The organism is Hyphomicrobium facile, from assembly GCF_900116175.1.
Taxonomy (GTDB): Bacteria; Pseudomonadota; Alphaproteobacteria; order Rhizobiales; family Hyphomicrobiaceae; genus Hyphomicrobium_B; species Hyphomicrobium_B facile.
Genome location: NZ_FPCH01000003.1, coordinates 903,377 through 917,795 on the forward strand (window position 1 = coordinate 903,377; position 14,419 = coordinate 917,795).

General features: G+C 59.4%; 16 protein-coding genes. 8 read left to right on the plus strand and 8 right to left on the minus strand.

What is annotated here, in order from left to right; translation table 11 throughout:
• Positions 1–199: 199 nt before the first annotated feature.
• On the plus strand, positions 200–724 hold the full coding sequence (locus BM399_RS17415) for a nucleoside deaminase (protein WP_092868977.1): 525 nt from the start codon (positions 200–202) through the stop codon (positions 722–724).
• 9 nt (positions 725–733) lie between these two features.
• Here the strand turns inward: BM399_RS17415 and BM399_RS17420 are convergent, their stop codons facing one another.
• Together BM399_RS17420 and BM399_RS17425 are read right to left on the minus strand one after the other, a co-directional pair.
• Complete coding sequence (locus tag BM399_RS17420) at positions 734–994, minus strand: hypothetical protein (protein WP_092868978.1); 261 nt, start codon at positions 992–994, stop codon at positions 734–736.
• Positions 995–1,173: 179 nt separating this feature from the next.
• On the minus strand, positions 1,174–1,404 hold the full coding sequence (locus BM399_RS17425; RefSeq protein WP_092868979.1) for a hypothetical protein: 231 nt from the start codon (positions 1,402–1,404) through the stop codon (positions 1,174–1,176).
• Between the two features lie 327 nt (positions 1,405–1,731).
• Here BM399_RS17425 and BM399_RS17430 point away from each other — a divergent pair, with 327 nt between their 5' ends.
• Complete coding sequence (locus tag BM399_RS17430; protein WP_143117857.1) at positions 1,732–2,103, plus strand: hypothetical protein; 372 nt, start codon at positions 1,732–1,734, stop codon at positions 2,101–2,103.
• Positions 2,104–2,144: 41 nt separating this feature from the next.
• On the opposite strand, the gene BM399_RS17435 is transcribed toward BM399_RS17430, so the two are convergent.
• Positions 2,145–3,890: a carboxylesterase/lipase family protein gene (locus BM399_RS17435; protein WP_092868981.1), complete on the minus strand. Its 1,746-nt coding sequence runs from the start codon at positions 3,888–3,890 to the stop codon at positions 2,145–2,147.
• Positions 3,891–4,261: 371 nt separating this feature from the next.
• Here BM399_RS17435 and BM399_RS17440 point away from each other — a divergent pair, with 371 nt between their 5' ends.
• The gene (locus tag BM399_RS17440) at positions 4,262–5,956 is read left to right on the plus strand and encodes a carboxylesterase/lipase family protein (RefSeq protein WP_092868982.1); all 1,695 of its coding nucleotides are present in this window, start codon (positions 4,262–4,264) and stop codon (positions 5,954–5,956) included.
• Between the two features lie 102 nt (positions 5,957–6,058).
• Here BM399_RS17440 and BM399_RS17445 read toward each other — a convergent pair whose 3' ends face one another.
• Positions 6,059–6,727: a response regulator gene (locus BM399_RS17445; RefSeq protein ID WP_092868983.1), complete on the minus strand. Its 669-nt coding sequence runs from the start codon at positions 6,725–6,727 to the stop codon at positions 6,059–6,061.
• Positions 6,724–8,115 carry a sensor histidine kinase gene (locus BM399_RS17450; protein WP_342028760.1) on the minus strand — a complete coding sequence of 464 codons (1,392 nt, stop codon included), beginning with the start codon at positions 8,113–8,115 and terminating at the stop codon, positions 6,724–6,726. Before BM399_RS17450 ends, BM399_RS17445 begins: the two co-directional genes overlap by 4 nt.
• Before the next feature lie 287 nt (positions 8,116–8,402).
• Here BM399_RS17450 and BM399_RS17455 point away from each other — a divergent pair, with 287 nt between their 5' ends.
• The 5 genes from BM399_RS17455 to BM399_RS17475 all read left to right on the plus strand — a co-directional run bounded on the left by BM399_RS17455 (position 8,403) and on the right by BM399_RS17475 (position 12,185).
• On the plus strand, positions 8,403–9,107 hold the full coding sequence (locus BM399_RS17455) for a MotA/TolQ/ExbB proton channel family protein (protein WP_092869187.1): 705 nt from the start codon (positions 8,403–8,405) through the stop codon (positions 9,105–9,107).
• Positions 9,104–9,769, plus strand: coding sequence for a hypothetical protein (locus tag BM399_RS17460; RefSeq protein WP_092868985.1), 666 nt, complete (start codon positions 9,104–9,106; stop codon positions 9,767–9,769). The genes BM399_RS17455 and BM399_RS17460 overlap by 4 nt, the downstream gene beginning before the upstream one ends.
• Positions 9,766–10,365, plus strand: a complete 600-nt coding sequence (locus tag BM399_RS17465) for a hypothetical protein (RefSeq protein ID WP_092868986.1) — start codon at positions 9,766–9,768, stop codon at positions 10,363–10,365. Before BM399_RS17460 ends, BM399_RS17465 begins: the two co-directional genes overlap by 4 nt.
• Positions 10,366–10,431: 66 nt before the next feature.
• On the plus strand, positions 10,432–10,677 hold the full coding sequence (locus BM399_RS17470; RefSeq protein WP_210186971.1) for a hypothetical protein: 246 nt from the start codon (positions 10,432–10,434) through the stop codon (positions 10,675–10,677).
• Positions 10,677–12,185, plus strand: coding sequence for a sodium:solute symporter family protein (locus BM399_RS17475; RefSeq protein ID WP_177228197.1), 1,509 nt, complete (start codon positions 10,677–10,679; stop codon positions 12,183–12,185). Before BM399_RS17470 ends, BM399_RS17475 begins: the two co-directional genes overlap by 1 nt.
• A gap of 4 nt (positions 12,186–12,189) precedes the next feature.
• Here the strand turns inward: BM399_RS17475 and BM399_RS17480 are convergent, their stop codons facing one another.
• The 3 genes from BM399_RS17480 to BM399_RS17490 are packed head-to-tail and all read right to left on the minus strand — an operon-like array spanning position 12,190 to position 14,349.
• Complete coding sequence (locus tag BM399_RS17480) at positions 12,190–12,690, minus strand: DoxX family protein (protein ID WP_244531328.1); 501 nt, start codon at positions 12,688–12,690, stop codon at positions 12,190–12,192.
• Between the two features lie 25 nt (positions 12,691–12,715).
• A complete protein-coding gene (locus BM399_RS17485; RefSeq protein WP_092868987.1) occupies positions 12,716–13,504 on the minus strand; it encodes a molybdopterin-binding protein in 789 nt (262 codons plus the stop codon).
• Positions 13,501–14,349, minus strand: coding sequence for a cytochrome b/b6 domain-containing protein (locus tag BM399_RS17490; RefSeq protein WP_092868988.1), 849 nt, complete (start codon positions 14,347–14,349; stop codon positions 13,501–13,503). Before BM399_RS17490 ends, BM399_RS17485 begins: the two co-directional genes overlap by 4 nt.
• Positions 14,350–14,419: the final 70 nt, after the last annotated feature.

Genomic DNA, 14,419 nt, shown 5'->3' on the forward strand with positions numbered 1-14,419 from the left:
TTTCCCCCAAGCCGGGCCCCGTAATTTACGCCCGTTCGTAATTCCTTAATTCGTCGTAAGCTGGCGCTGCCGGGACTTTCAGTGCCGGTTGCACAACACTGCCCGCCGAAGTGGATTTTCGCCGAACGCCTCGATCGGATTAATGCAAAATAAGTCTAAAAGCGGTTAGGGCCGTCATCGACAAACGCGGGGAAACAAAATGCATCGGCGAACCGTGCTCCAAGGTGGAATGACGCTCATCGCAACCGCGATGGCTGGCTCGGGCAAAGCAGGTGCACGCCAGACGGCCGTCCTGCCCGACGATGAAGTTTTCATGAAGCTCGCGATCGAGGAGGCGGCGAAAGCGGAGTTTCCTTTCGGCGCGGTGATCGTCAAAAATGGGGAGGTCATGGCGCGTGGCCACAACCGGACGCGCGCCGATAAAGATCCGACCGCACACGGCGAGATGGTGGCGATCCGGGCTTTTCTCTCGGCTCACGGCCCGGATGCGCTGGAGGGGAATACGACACTCTACACCTCGGGCGAACCCTGCTGCATGTGCATGGGCGCGATCCTGTGGTGCGGCATCGGACGGCTCGTTTATGCCGCGTCGGTCGAACAACTTTCGACGAAGATAGGGCAGATCATGCTGTCGGCCGAGGACGTCGCGTCCAAGGCGCCCTTCGTTTCGATCGACATCGCCGGACCCGTGCTCGAGGAGGATGCGATGAAGTTGTTCAAGTAGAGCCGGCTTCTAAGACAGACGCTTGCCAAGTTTGCGATCGGCGACGGTCGTACCGAACAGCGTCATCGTTACGAATTCGCGGGTTGCCCGCAGAAGCCGCCTTCGGACATTCTTGGCTTTCGCTTTTGCCCGGGCGCTATCATGGACGATTGCGGAATTCGCCGGGGCCTTCGACCATTCCAGGCCGCGATGCGTGTCGGGAAGCGCCTGAAGGGATGTGCCGACCGTTCTGGCGATAGCAATCATGAGCAGAATTTCGTCGTTGTTCACTTCGGCTCGCCGGCAAAGCTCCGACCAATTATCCAGGAGCTTGGTTGCTCCGGCTGTCGGGCTCCACACCGTCACTCTGGACGTGGGGTATAGCCGCGCCGTGCGCTCTCGTATTTCATTGAAGGCCAAACCGACGTCGGCGCTGATTGCGAGCCCTGACGCTAATGGGTTCTTTGATGCTACAATCGACGCCCATGCTGACGATTGTCTTTCCGGGGTAATCCGACCTCGCGCGCAGGTTTAAGCAAGGTCGCTGCGTGCCACTCCGCAGCCGTTGTCGCGTAGAGATGGTGGGGAATATCGAACTTCGACAAATCGTCGGCGAGGCGCGCAGCCAGCGGCCGATAGTCCGGCGTGAAAAATCCGATCACAACGTAACTGTCATTCGTCCCGCCGATGATGTCGGTCATGACCTGCCCCCGGCTCCGATTCCCCCATGCGTGCCAGCCTGAGCAGCGCGACGCATTCGCGACCGGGATATCGGTCGCCGATGCGCACCGCAATTCGCCTTATGGCCTATCTCTTCGGCTGGTTGCCGATCCTGAAAAATCGGGGTCTCGGCACCGATCTTCGGCGTCGAGTCAAATTTGCAAATGCATTTTTACAATTTGTTTCGCGCGTTCCGCGCCTCTTCTCCCATCACGGCGTAGGCGTCGCGGGACGATGCTACAGTCGGGATTGTGCCGGTGCGACGGATCTCATCGCTGAAGAGGTGTGCTGTGGGCGATATAACGACTGTGAGCTTGCTGGTCGTCCTCGGCATTGGCACGGCCGTCGGAGCTTTCGCCGGGATGGTGTTCGGTAACGCGATGGATCCCAACGCGCTCCTTGCGGTCCTTTCCGGACTGACAGGTACGGTGGCTGCAGCGGTGTCGCGCAATGCGCTGGTCGAATTGGGTTTCGGCGTCGGCGAGTTCGAGCAGGCGTTGCCAATGCCCGTCTTTATCTTCGCCATCATTGCCTCGATCGCCGGAAGTCTTGCGGGTTTTGAAGTTGCGGCGCTCTCGAGCGCTCTTTTGCCCGTTTACATTGGCGCACTCGCGGGCTTGTTTTCGTCGATCCTGACGGCGCTGCTGGTTATCTCCTATCATATGCCGGGACAAAAATAGGGCCGCGGTGAAGCGGCCCTAAGGTTGCTCGGGACCTTAAATTACTGCAGCGGATACAGCAAAACCGTATCCCAGAAATCGCACTTGTACGTAGCGCGGTAGCTCGAGCGGCCATTCGTCGAGAGAGGAATGTCCTGAACGAGGTAGCTCGCGTTGCCGCCTGCGTATTTCGGCCAAGGCGAGTTCCCCGAACCGTTCGGATTGCCCGTTGCGGCGAAGTTGGTCCACGCGGCAACCAGCTGATCGGAGAGTTTGCTTTCCGTCTGATTGAGATCGCGAGGCATTCCGGTCGTTTGGTCGAGGTTCACGCCGAGCTGACCGCCATGCCAGTTGTTGAAGAGGAACTGGATGTCGATCGTATGCGCGGCGTTCGGTTTGAAGCCCGGCATTTTCGGGAAGTAGTAGGGCGCGTCGGAGTAGGTGAAGTCATATCCGTATGTGGATATCTGTGGCGCCCAAAGATTGAGTACGTGATCTGCCTGACATTTCTGCGCGTCCGTCGTCACCCTGTTGTAGGCTTTCACCGGATCGTTTCCGTATGCAGACAACGGATACTGATTGAGCACCGCCGTTGCAGTTCCAGCCGGGTAGGCTGGTGGCGCGCCGCCAGGACCAGCGTTGCCGGAATAAGTTCTCGTCACCGCGGCCGTGAATTGGTCCGCAGTCATCGGTACTTGAGGCGGTCCGGAGAAGTACTCGGTAATGCTGATGCCGAAATTCCCTTCGTCGCGGACGCGGCCGCCCATGGTCGGCATCTTGTTGTACTTTCCGGTAGTCCACGCCTTTTCGGGCGTAATTGGAATGACTGTGCCGTCAACGAACGGCCCCGTAATGTACGGCCCGTTGGCGTTCGGCGTGCCCTGGAGCTGCAGAATTCTTGCGGCGGTCAGATCTCTGAGACAGGCTGCTGCCGGCTTGCCCGAAGTTGTGGGGCATCCCGCTGCGGCAGCAAAGTTCTGCCCGTTTGTTTGGGCCGTGGCCGCTGCAGGGAGATTTGGCAGAGGTCCGCTCTCATAAATGGCCCGGTTGAAGAGATTGGCGGCCAAAGGAGAGAGAACGTTCGCGCCGGTGTCTGTCGCGCCGGCCGATTGGCCTCCAACAGCCACTTTATTCGGATCGCCTCCGAACGCCGCGATGTTGCGTTGGACCCAGCGAAGCACGGCTTGAATATCCATGATGCCGTAGTTGCCCCACAGATGTCCTTCGCTGTTCAGTGCCGGATGCGAGAGATATCCGAACAGTCCCATGCGGTAATTCAGAGTGACGACGACGGTCTCTTTTCCATCCGGGCCGCCTTGGGCAAGTTTCGTCCCGTCGTAGTCATTCGATTCACCGTCGACGTTGCCGCCGCCGTGGATCCAGACGATGACGCCTTTCTTTTTACTGCTGTTGCCGCTCGTGAAAACGTTCAGGTAGAGGCAGTCTTCAGTGGTGCTCGTCGGACCCGCGAACGCACCGAGTTCCGTGACTTGCGGGCAGGTGTTGGCGAACTGCGTCGCGTCGAGCGTTCCTTTCCATTTGCCTACAGGCTGCGGCGGCTGCCACCGAAGCTTTCCGACGGGCGGCGCAGCGTAGGGAATACCCAAGAAAACATTGACGCCATTCTTCGTGTATCCCTGCACCTTCCCGTCACTGATGGAGACCGTGGGGCCGCCCTTTTTGTTGCCGTCGGAATCGTCGTTGTGCGCGAGTGCCGGCGTGCATGCAATACCAGCAGCGGCTAGCGAAAGCGCAAAGGCGCTTCTGCTCCATGCGCTGCGGCAACGCGGAATATAAGATCTACTCATATCTCTGCTCCTTGGCGTTTTTTATTCTCCGAGTGTGTTCGTTCGCGCTCGCCGACCGATATTTTCGGCGAGCAGGAGCAGCGAAGCGCGCTTTCAAAATCATTGCTCGGTGTGAGGTGCACTGAATCTCTCGGAGAGCGCACAGCCGCGCAAAAATTTGCGAGACGCGCCGCTCGCTCTTCTTTGAGAGCGACTTGATGGGTCAAGCATGAGTGCGTGCACTCATTGACGAGATCGGTACGCTCTCAGCGTAGCAGCGATTTTCATTTCATCGGAAAACTGATCGGCCCGCATGCGGGCACATGATCCAGCGCCGACGCCCTAGTGCCGGCGCCGCGCTATTGGCTGCGATCAACAAAAGAAATTTTTGAATGGGAGTAATTGCCTTGATCAAGTCTTCCGATTATCGGGGGCGCTGGCCCCTTTCGTCGCCTCTCTCTTTATTTGTGCGAGGCATTTGCGTGGCGTCCTTCGCGGCTGTGGCGTTTGCCGGAGCCGCACTGGCGGACAATGATGGACCAACGGTCAGCACCGGCGATGGAAACGTTCGCGGGTTCAGCAAGAACGGCGTCAATATTTTCCTGGGCATTCCCTACGCCGCGCCGCCGGTCGGAAAGCTTCGGTGGCAGCCGCCCCAACCGATCAGCAAATGGAAGGGCGTGCTAGACGCTGCGCAGTTTGCCAATACGTGTCCGCAGGTGACAGAACTCGGCGCCTTCGCCGGTCCGTCTAGCACGACCGAGGATTGCCTCTATTTAAATGTCTTCACGACAGGGAGCAGTCACAATGGGAAGAAGAAGCCGGTCATCGTGTGGATCCACGGTGGCGGCAATATCGACGGGGAGACTGTCGATTACGATGCAAGCAAACTTGCGCAAGGTGGACCTGACGGCGTCGCGTCGGTCGTCGTGACGATCAATTATCGCCTAGGCGTGTTCGGTTTCTTCTCGCATCCCGCAATCAATGGCGAAGGCCATCTCTGGGGTAATTACGGCGCTCTCGATCAGCAAGCTGCGCTTCGTTGGGTTCAGCGCAACATCGCGTCGTTCGGCGGAGATCCGAACCGAGTCGCACTCGGTGGCCAGTCCGCCGGTGCGGTCGACACGGGAGTAAACCAAGTGTCGCCCTTGGCCCGCGGGCTCTTCAACAGAGCGATCTATCAAAGCTCGCCAGGCTTTTTCTCGACGCTTCCGTCTGCGAGCGATGCGCTGACGAAGGGGAAGAATTTCGGGACCGCCGCAGGATGCTCGGGATCGAACGCGGCTGCTGCAAATTGTCTGCGCGGATTGACGGCCGCTCGTATTCTTCAGCTTCAGGGCACGCCGAACGCTGACGGACAATATACGTCAGGTCCTTTTGTCGACGGAACGATCATTCCCTTGACGCCGCAACAGGCATTTTCGAGCGGCAAGTTCAACAAGATGCCGATCATGGGTGGCGCGGTGAAGGACGAGTTCACGTTCATAACCGGCATTACGGAATACTTCTCGGGGCCGCCGCAAGCTCCGATGACAGCAGCGCAGTATGCGTCGGCCGTCACCGGCGCCGCCGCGGCTCAGTATCCGCTCTCGGCATACGGCGGCGATCCGATGCTCGCTTACGAACGGTTCTTGACCGATCCCACCAAGTGTCGCGAGCTTCACGTCGTGCAACTATGGGCGCCTCAGGTGCCGACGTACGCCTATGATTTCACCTATCAGAATGCGCCGTATTACTTTCCAAAAATGCCCGGTTTCAAACCGCTCGCCGCACATACGATCGATATTCAGTTCGTCTTCAATAACTGGCACGGCGGGAATTTGGGCGTGAACCTCGACCAGAATTCCGGTCAGCCGCGAGAGATCAATCAACAAGAGACAGTCTTGTCCGACCAAATCGTTGCGGCTTGGACGAACTTCGCGGATACCGGCAATCCCAACGGGTCTGGAAATTCGCCGTGGCCGAAATTCGAAGGCGGAAGCGGCGCCAGATATTTCGTCCAGGACATACCGCTCTCGACAACGTCGATTGCGAATTTCAGAGCCGCGTACAAGTGCGATTTCTGGGATACGCAGTTGAGCTATTGATGATGTGCGCCGATGCAATGGTTGGTGGGGGCACTGACATTGCATCGGCTCCTATGCGGTCCGCGCGGCTGCAAGAGCTGAAGCTCGTGAGGCAATGCCAATCTACGACGGCTGAATTTCAAATCTCGCGTCGTTGATGGTGACGAGACCGGCACTCACAGCAAGCCAGACAAGATGCGCATCGTTTTGCGCTCCGATCTTGCCTTTGATTGCGTAGTGATGGTTGCGCACTGTTTTCGTGCTGAGATTGAGCATCTCTGCGATGGCTTCGCTCGTCAGCCCTGAGGCCAGAAGCCGAAGAATTTCGGTTTCGCGAGGGCCAAGCTGGTCGATAACGCGCTCGGGTCCCGCAAGGCGATCGGCTGCGATCGCTCGCGAAATGTCTTCGCTCAAGAAGCGGCCGCCAGCCGCGACGGCCTTCACGGCCTTCACCAATTCTCCCGGCGCGCTGCTCTTCGTTACGTAGCCGGAAGCGCCGGCTTCGAAAGCCTTAAGGGCGAATGCGACGCCCAAGTGCATCGTGAAGATCAGGATCTTGGCGTCTTTGTCCCACTGGCGAATGTGGCGCACGCCTTCGAGACCGCTTGCGCCCGGCAGCGTGAGGTCCATGACAACGACGTCCGGCCGGTGTTCCTTATAGGCGCGATAAGCTTGCTCGGCGTCATCGGCCTCAGCGCAAACGTGAAGCCCATCCTGGCGTTCGAGCAGCCGATGGTAGCCTTCGCGGACGATCGGGTGATCGTCCACGAGAAGGATCGTGACCGCACTCATGCGGTCGCCTCACCGAACGCCAGGCCATTGGGAGGCCCGAGCACCGGAATGATGGCTGCTACGCGTATTCCCTTCGCGGCTTTGGCGATGTGCAGGCTGCCGCCAAGCGCCGCTATGCGCTCGCGCATTCCGAGAATGCCATGCCCATTGCCGCGGCTGATGTTGGTGGCGTCGCCGCCGCCGTCGTCTTCCACGGTCAGGCTGATCGTGTCGCGTGCGGCGCCGACATGCTCCACCCTCAGCCGTACCTCCGTCGGCGACCCATGCTTCATCGCATTGGTCAGGCACTCCTGAGCGACGCGGTAAATGTCGATCGCTACCTGCTTGGGCAGCGCAGTCATCTTGCCGATGACGTTCAGGCGGACAACGGCCCGGGACGCGGACTGCGTGTTGTGGTCCGATACAAGCTGGCGAAGGCTGGCTTCGAGCCCGATCTCATCGATATTCTGTGAACGCAGACGCACGAGCGCGCCCCGAAGATTTTCCATCATGCGCTGTTGGGCTCGGGTGATGGCGCGCGCATCTTCGACGAGATCCTGGCGGTCGGACGGGGCTCCCGCTTCGATGCTGGCCGCAAGGGCGGCCGTTGCCGTCAAGCACTGGCCGAACTCGTCGTGGAGGTCACGTGCGAGCGCGCGACGCTCTTCCTCCTGGACTTGAAACAGCCGTGTCGTCAGTGCTGTGCGCGCCGAGTTCGTGCGCTCGAGCTCTTCGGACAGGTCGTTGACGGCACGGGCGATCAGATTGAATTCGGTCGTACGGAACCGCGGCAGCCGCCACCCGAGGTCGCCTTGCTGCAATTTTCGCAATCCCTCGATGATGGTTCGCGCCGGGATCAATGCATGCCCGATCATTAGCGTCGAGAGGATGGTTATTGCTGCCGCCATCGCAACAGCGACGGCAACGACGATCGAGACTTGATGCCAGGAGAGGCGCAGCGCGGCTTCCGGCTGAGCGGCGGACAGGACGTATCCCGCGTCCTTGTCGCGGACGGAAAGATAGCGCTTTTGCTCGATCTGCGGACCGAAGAGGAAATCATACGTTGCCGCGAACCAGGCAGGGGCGGGTTCGCCGAGCGCTTCGATTTGACTGCAGAGTTGACGAGGATCGACGCCGGGCGGTTTGACCGTCACACAAATTCCCGGCGAAACGATGCTTGCTGTGGCCAACGTTTCCCACTCGGGCATCGGCAGCAGCGTCTCCCTGCTTACGCCGTTGCGCCATACAAGTTTTTGCCAGTAGAGCCCTGTGAGACGCTGGCTGACGCGGTCCGCGGTCGCCGTTGTTTGGGCGTCGATCGACCGATGGGCATCGATCATAACCCAACCGATTGCGCCAGCCAGGCACAACAGCACAACGGCCAAAAGGCGTCCTACGAGGCGGACCATCAAACTCACGGCTTAGCTCCCCATGTTCTGCGCCGGATGATTTGGCACCGACAACAGCCCTATTGGCAATAGCCTAACCCATTGTCGGGCATTTTGCCCAACGTCTTGCGTGGCCTGTGCCCTTTTCCAAAACGTCGTATTGGCCTCAGTTCTCGACCTCGGATGGGGCTTTAACCGGCGTGGGAAATGTGAACTTGGAATATCGTGGGGAATTTCGAAAGATTCTTGGGGGCGACCCTCGGACTGAGACGCCGGCATTGCTGCGCCGCACGCCGCTGCTGCACTGGATGATCTTCACTGGTGTGACCCTGTTTGCAGCGGTTCTGCTCTGGCACTTCGGCCTGATCCAGCAGATGGTCGTCAGCGACCGCACGCACATCTCTTCGTTGATCGGGGTGCTCTATATCGGGGCGTCCTTGCACTGCCTCTGGCGGACCATCATCATCTCCCGCGAAGACGATGCGGCCCGGCGAGCAGGACAACTGGTGGCGGCAGACAGCCGCCTTCTCGCTTTTCACGAGAGCGCAGCGGGCGTCGCCAATGAACTCCCGAAGGGCCTCGTCACGGCGCATATTCGCAATCTGGCGACGAAGGCCGGTCTGCAGGGAGGCGGTCGCCTCGATCAGACGCTCCTTCTGCGGGGGCTGGCGGGGCAGTTGCGGGGATCCAACCACTTCGGCTCGTTCGCAAGCGACACGCTGATGAAGCTCGGACTGCTCGGAACGATCGTCGGCTTCATCATGATGTTGGCGCCCATCGCCGGACTCGATGCTGAAAATCGCGTGGCGCTCAAGTCATCCATGACGCTCATGGGCGACGGCATGGCGGTCGCCATGTACACCACGCTTGCGGGTCTCGTCGGGTCGATCCTGATCAAAATTCAGTACTACATGCTCGATGACGCCACGAACCGGCTCTTCAATCACGCAGTCGGTATGACCGAGGTTCATGTCGTCTCGGCCCTCGAACGGCAATCGGCGGGAAGCAAATGATCGACGAGTTTGATCTCGCTTCGCGCGACGAGCCGTTCGATCCGTTCGGCGTGATGCTGTTCAAGGCGCTTCAGGTCATCGCCTTTCTGTTCTTCATCACGCTTCTGATGGTGGCGCCGGACGCGAAGAGCGGCAAGGTCGACACCAAGGCCGAATTTCTCATCACCATTTCGTGGCCGGATAACCATCCAGACGACGTCGATCTCTTCGTGCAAGACCCGCTCGGAAACATCGCTTTCTATCGCCGGCGCGAGGCGGGATTCCTGGTTCTCGACCGCGACGATCGCGGCGGCGCGAACGATTTCATCCTTGTCGGAGACACCAAGGTCAATTCGCCGATCCGGCAGGAAATCGTGAGCATTCGCGGCATCGTTCAGGGCGAATACACGGTGAATGTCTACCACTTCACGGCGACCTCCGGAAAACCCGTTCCGGTCTCGGTGAAGGTCGAGAGGCTCAATCCCACAGTGCAGGTCGTGCACTATGACACGATCGAGCTCAACGATAGCGGCGAAGAAAAAACGGCCGTTCGCTTCACGATGGATAAAGAAGGCCAAGTTACGAAGGTCAATCGCGAGCAGAAGTCGCTGTTGCGCCAGCTCGCCTCTTTCAATGGCACGGTGTGGACCGGCATGGGCATGGACAAGGGCGACGGCAAATGAGCCTGCAGAGCGAAATTCTTGGCCTCACCATTGCGTATGCGGCGCTCGGCGTTCTGCTGTTGATCGTGCTGGCGCGAACCAATCTGCCGGTGCGCGCCAAAGCAGGCGCGATCGTTGCGACGAGCGCTCTGTACATCGTCGTCTTCTTCAAACTGCAAGGACTTCTCGGTTGGTCGGCCTACGAAGCCATGCCGCCGAAATTTGAACTGCTGTGGGCGCGGGTCGTCGAAAGCAATATCGTCAACAACGAACCCGGCTCCATTCATCTTTGGGTCGAGGAACTGGACGAAAAAAATCGGCCGAGCCAGGTACCGCGCGCGTTCGTACTCCCCTATTCGGCGGCGCTCGCGCAAAAAGTCGAAGCAGCCAAAAACGAGCTCAAGCTCGGTCACCACCTCTGGGGCAAACCTAAGGATTTCGGCTCCGGAGACGGAGACGACGATCCTCACGGCGCGGAGGTTCGCATAGGCGGCGGTATCGGTGGAGATCCACCCGGCGGCGGACTTCTCGATACAAAGTTTCTCAGCGGGGGCGGCCCTTCTTTCGAATTCTTGCCTTTGCCTCCGCCGACTTTGCCGCCCAAGGATGATCCATGATGCCTGAGGCTGCATCAGCTGCAGCTTTCACAATGAAGAAGTGCGCATAAAAATAACAATGAGGGGATGCTCGCAGTGTCCGACGACGGCAATACCAATCCCAGCAGACATGCGCCATGGATCATAGGATGGTTCATTCTCGATGCGATCGTCGCGCTCGCTCCACCGATTTATTGGGCTGTTGACGGCAACAGAACCGCGATCCTCGGCCTGCCGGCCGTCGTGACCTACTTCGTTGCCGTAGCCGTCTTCATAACGGCGAGCATCGTTGTGGCTTATGTGGCCGAAGCCCGCTCAGGGGAGGCCGGCTGATGCTCATCACATTCGGCGCCATCGCAATATTCTTTGCGGTCATTATCGTCGTTCTGCAGCTCAGCGGGATCAAGGATCGTGATTTCACAGATTACGCTGTGGGCGGGCGCTCTTTCGGCGCGCGCTATCAGGCGATGTCGTTCCTCAACACGTGGTATCCGGGTGCGATGTTCACGGCGTTCGGCGGCATGGCCGCGGGCGCGGGCGTGATCTCGTTCTACGTTCTTTCCTACAGTCTGCTCACCGTCGTCCTCATGTACTTGATGGCGAAGCCCGTATGGATTTGGGGGAAGACTTTCAATCTTCGCACGCAGCCCGATCTTCTGGCGTTGCGTTTCGGCTCGCGTCATATCCGGACGATCGCGGCCGTGGTTGGCATCATTTCCGGCGTGCCCTGGCTCGTGCTCGGCATGCAGGCGCTCGGTACGCTTTTCCAGCATATGTCGCTCGGGACGCTGTCGTTTGCCGAGGCCGTCATGCTTGGCGTGGCCGTCATCGCGCTCCGGCAGGTGTGGACGGTGCGCATGGGAATGCGCGGCGTCGTGATCTCCGATATGGCGCAGGGCATCGTCGCCTACATCGTCGGTAGCGCGGTGCTGATCGGCCTTATCGTGTGGATGGTCATTGCACGCGGCATCACGTTCGACGCGCTCGATCAGAAGATGTTCGCCATACCGTCCATCGGTTCGACAGAGGGCCCGCTATATCTCTTCAGCCTGATCCTGACGGGCGCGATCGGCGGATGGTGCTGGCCGTATATCTTCGTCCGGCTCTTCACCGCCGATGGTGTGGAAAGCCTGAAAAAATCCGCCGCACTCGCTGTTCCGCTGTCGCTCGTCTTCGGCGTTGCGCTGCTGATATTCGGAATGCTGGGATCGCAAATTCCGGGAGTCGCGGCGCATCCCAACGACGTATGGTTCATCGTCAGCAAGGAAGCCGGAGGGCTTTGGCTGCTCGGACTCGCGGGCGTGATCGTGCTCGCGGCTTCCATGGGGCACACGGACGGCAACATCCAAGCGACGGGCGCGCAGTTCGCCAACGATCTCGTCGGCAACTACTGGCAGCTCGGCGAGCGCGAGCTGATCGTCATCGCCAAACTCGGCATGCTCGCATTGACGATCCTGTCGTCGTGGCTCGCTTGTCTGGAGTTGCCAGCGCTCTTCTCGCTCGCCGTCCTTGCCTATCAGGGGATCATCCAACTTGCCGTTCCGCAGTTCCTCGGCATCTTCTGGAAGCGGGGCAACAAGTACGGTGCGATCGCCGGCATGGTCGCTGGGTTCATCGTTGCGGTCGTTCTTGAGCTTGGGTATCCGGGTTACCTGCCATGGGCATACGGGCTCACCTCGGGAGCCGTCGCGCTCGTCGTCAATCTGACGATATACGTCGCGATGGCCTACCTGCTTCCTCAATCTCAGGCCGAGCGACGGCGGGTCGAAGAGCTGTTCGATTTGATCGAAGGGAAGCGTTCGGCTGCGTCGCTTTCGAAAGGCGTGCGAGAGCCGGCATGAGGTCCTAAAGTATTCCCGCTGCCCGGCCCGGCACGTCGACGTCGACGTCGTCTCTCGCATTCGTTCGATATGCGTCGACGGAGATAGGGCCGGGTCCTCCCATTGCGAGCGCCGCCAGGCAGGCAAGATACAAAAGATCGCATTCGATGCCGGGCTGGCCGAACTGCGCTCCGGCAGGTGTTATCGCTTGCAGTCTGATCGAGCTAAAGCCGTACTGCCAGTGCACGGTGAACATGGCGACGAGCAGAACGATCGCCATCGGGATGCTCGCCAAGCTGACGAACGCTCCGGCCAGAATCATCGCTCCGCCCAGAATTTCGACGGCAATCGTTGCTAACGACATGACGTAGGGCAGCGGCACTCCGAGCGCATTCAGAATATCCGCGAAGTGCTCCGGGCCGCGTCCCAATTTGGCGAGGCCGTGCACCATGAAGCCATAACCGACGATGAGGCGTAGCGGTATCGGCGCCCAGATCGCCGGGGCGTTCTTAAGGAAACTGATCAAAGCGAACTCCGCTCATGGCCGGTTGTTAGATGCCCGCGTACCAATCGTATCCGAGGTCTTCCCAGAACCCGCCCTTGCCGCGGCCCATATGGGCGAAGCTATCTACGAGTTCGATGGTGTGAACATACTTGGGCTGCTTGTAGCCGAGCGCGCGCTCGATGCGGACGCGGATCGGTGCGCCGTTGGCGACAGGCAGACTTTCGCCGTTCAGCCCGTACGCCAAGATCGTCTGCGGATGGCGTGCGTCGACGAGATCGCAGCTCTCGTAGTAAGGGACCGCACCGGCGTTGTCGTCGTACTTGTCATAGCAATGAAAGACGACGAAGCGCGCATTCGGCTTCAAGCCGACTTCGTCAAGAATGCGAGAGAGCGGCGTACCGGTCCATTTGGCAATGCAACTCCATCCCTCGACGCAATCGTGCCGGGTGATTTGAGTTCGCGACGGCATGTTCCGCAGCTCGCTTAGCGAATAATTTCGCGGCCGCTCGACGAGTCCGGTTACCGAGAGGCGGTAATCGGCAAACCCGTTGTCCTTGAGCGTCAAATACTCGTTCGTTTGCGGATCGGTCGATCCGTTGGGGCGTTGGCCCTGGCGAATCTCGGTTTCGGAATATTCCGTTGCGAGCGCGCCATTGCGGATCAAAAGCCGCTGGGCGTGGTAGGTGAGATCGTTTGCCTTTTCGAGAACGGCCCGAGCGGCGCTATCGTTCTGGCTCAGGAAATCGAACGTATCGCAGCCACCGAGAACCAGCGATGAAGCCCCGGCGGCGCCCGTAACCAAGAGTTTGCGGCGGGTCAGCATGATCTTGCTCATGGCTTTTCCTCTTCACTCGCGTTCTTGTCGGGGCTTGTGCGATACCACCCAGTTATCATCGAGCGCAGTTCGTTGAAGGGGCCCGCTAACAAAACCATCATCACGTGGACGACGAAAAATAGGACGAGCAGGAACATCGCGAGGAAGTGGAGCGTGCGCGCCGTCTGGCGTCCGCCAAACACTTCGACCAGCCAGGGAAATCCCGCGTCGATGCCTGGGCTCATCGTCAGTCCGGTTGCGATGATCAACGGAAACAAGACGAAAAGAACGGCGCAGTAGCTCAGTTTCTGGAGGACGTTGTAGCTATTGCCGTGATGAAAGCGGAAGCGCACGTGGTCTCTGACGTCACTCGGAAAATTTTCCAGATCTCTGCGCGTCGGTGTGAGGTCGCGGCGCAGGTGGCCGTTGGCGAAACTCGCTGTCAGCCAAATGATCAGGGTGGCCACGAGCAGCCATGCAAAGAAGAAATGCACGACACGTCCCGTTGCGAGATCCCGATAAGAAGGAATTGTGAGCGCTGCCGGAATGCCGCGATAGCTCGGGTCGTCCGCGGAACCGCTGACGCCGAAGACACCGGTCGTGTTGAATTCGTGTCCGAGAATAGTCGTGCGTCCCTCGGCGCCATGAGGTGTGTCGACGGCGCGCATGCTCAGGACGGCATTATCGAATCCGAAGCCGCTCTGATTGCCTATGTAGAGCGTCGGATGCGCATTGAAGATCTGCAGCCCCGACAACAGCAGAAAGAACAAGCAAACGGCCCACGTCCAGTGAGTGAGCCGCGTTATGAGGGCCTGGCGGTAGATGAGCGGTCCTTGCGAGGCCGCGCTTTCATGAGCGATGGACATTTGCTCTCCGCATTTTATTAGGGCGGCCACGATCCGGGTTCCGCGCTTCACCCCGAGGAGGGAAGCGCGG

Coding starts and splice junctions, on each gene's coding strand:
- BM399_RS17440 (WP_092868982.1), top strand. CDS start 4,262: ATGGGAGTAATTGCCTTGATCAAGTCTTCCGATTATCGGGGGCGCTGG.
- BM399_RS17445 (WP_092868983.1), bottom strand. CDS start 6,727: ATGAGTGCGGTCACGATCCTTCTCGTGGACGATCACCCGATCGTCCGC.
- BM399_RS17425 (WP_092868979.1), bottom strand. CDS start 1,404: ATGACCGACATCATCGGCGGGACGAATGACAGTTACGTTGTGATCGGA.
- BM399_RS17460 (WP_092868985.1), top strand. CDS start 9,104: ATGATCGACGAGTTTGATCTCGCTTCGCGCGACGAGCCGTTCGATCCG.
- BM399_RS17455 (WP_092869187.1), top strand. CDS start 8,403: ATGATCTTCACTGGTGTGACCCTGTTTGCAGCGGTTCTGCTCTGGCAC.
- BM399_RS17435 (WP_092868981.1), bottom strand. CDS start 3,890: ATGAGTAGATCTTATATTCCGCGTTGCCGCAGCGCATGGAGCAGAAGC.
- BM399_RS17450 (WP_342028760.1), bottom strand. CDS start 8,115: ATGGTCCGCCTCGTAGGACGCCTTTTGGCCGTTGTGCTGTTGTGCCTG.
- BM399_RS17465 (WP_092868986.1), top strand. CDS start 9,766: ATGAGCCTGCAGAGCGAAATTCTTGGCCTCACCATTGCGTATGCGGCG.
- BM399_RS17475 (WP_177228197.1), top strand. CDS start 10,677: ATGCTCATCACATTCGGCGCCATCGCAATATTCTTTGCGGTCATTATC.
- BM399_RS17415 (WP_092868977.1), top strand. CDS start 200: ATGCATCGGCGAACCGTGCTCCAAGGTGGAATGACGCTCATCGCAACC.
- BM399_RS17490 (WP_092868988.1), bottom strand. CDS start 14,349: ATGTCCATCGCTCATGAAAGCGCGGCCTCGCAAGGACCGCTCATCTAC.
- BM399_RS17470 (WP_210186971.1), top strand. CDS start 10,432: ATGCTCGCAGTGTCCGACGACGGCAATACCAATCCCAGCAGACATGCG.
- BM399_RS17485 (WP_092868987.1), bottom strand. CDS start 13,504: ATGAGCAAGATCATGCTGACCCGCCGCAAACTCTTGGTTACGGGCGCC.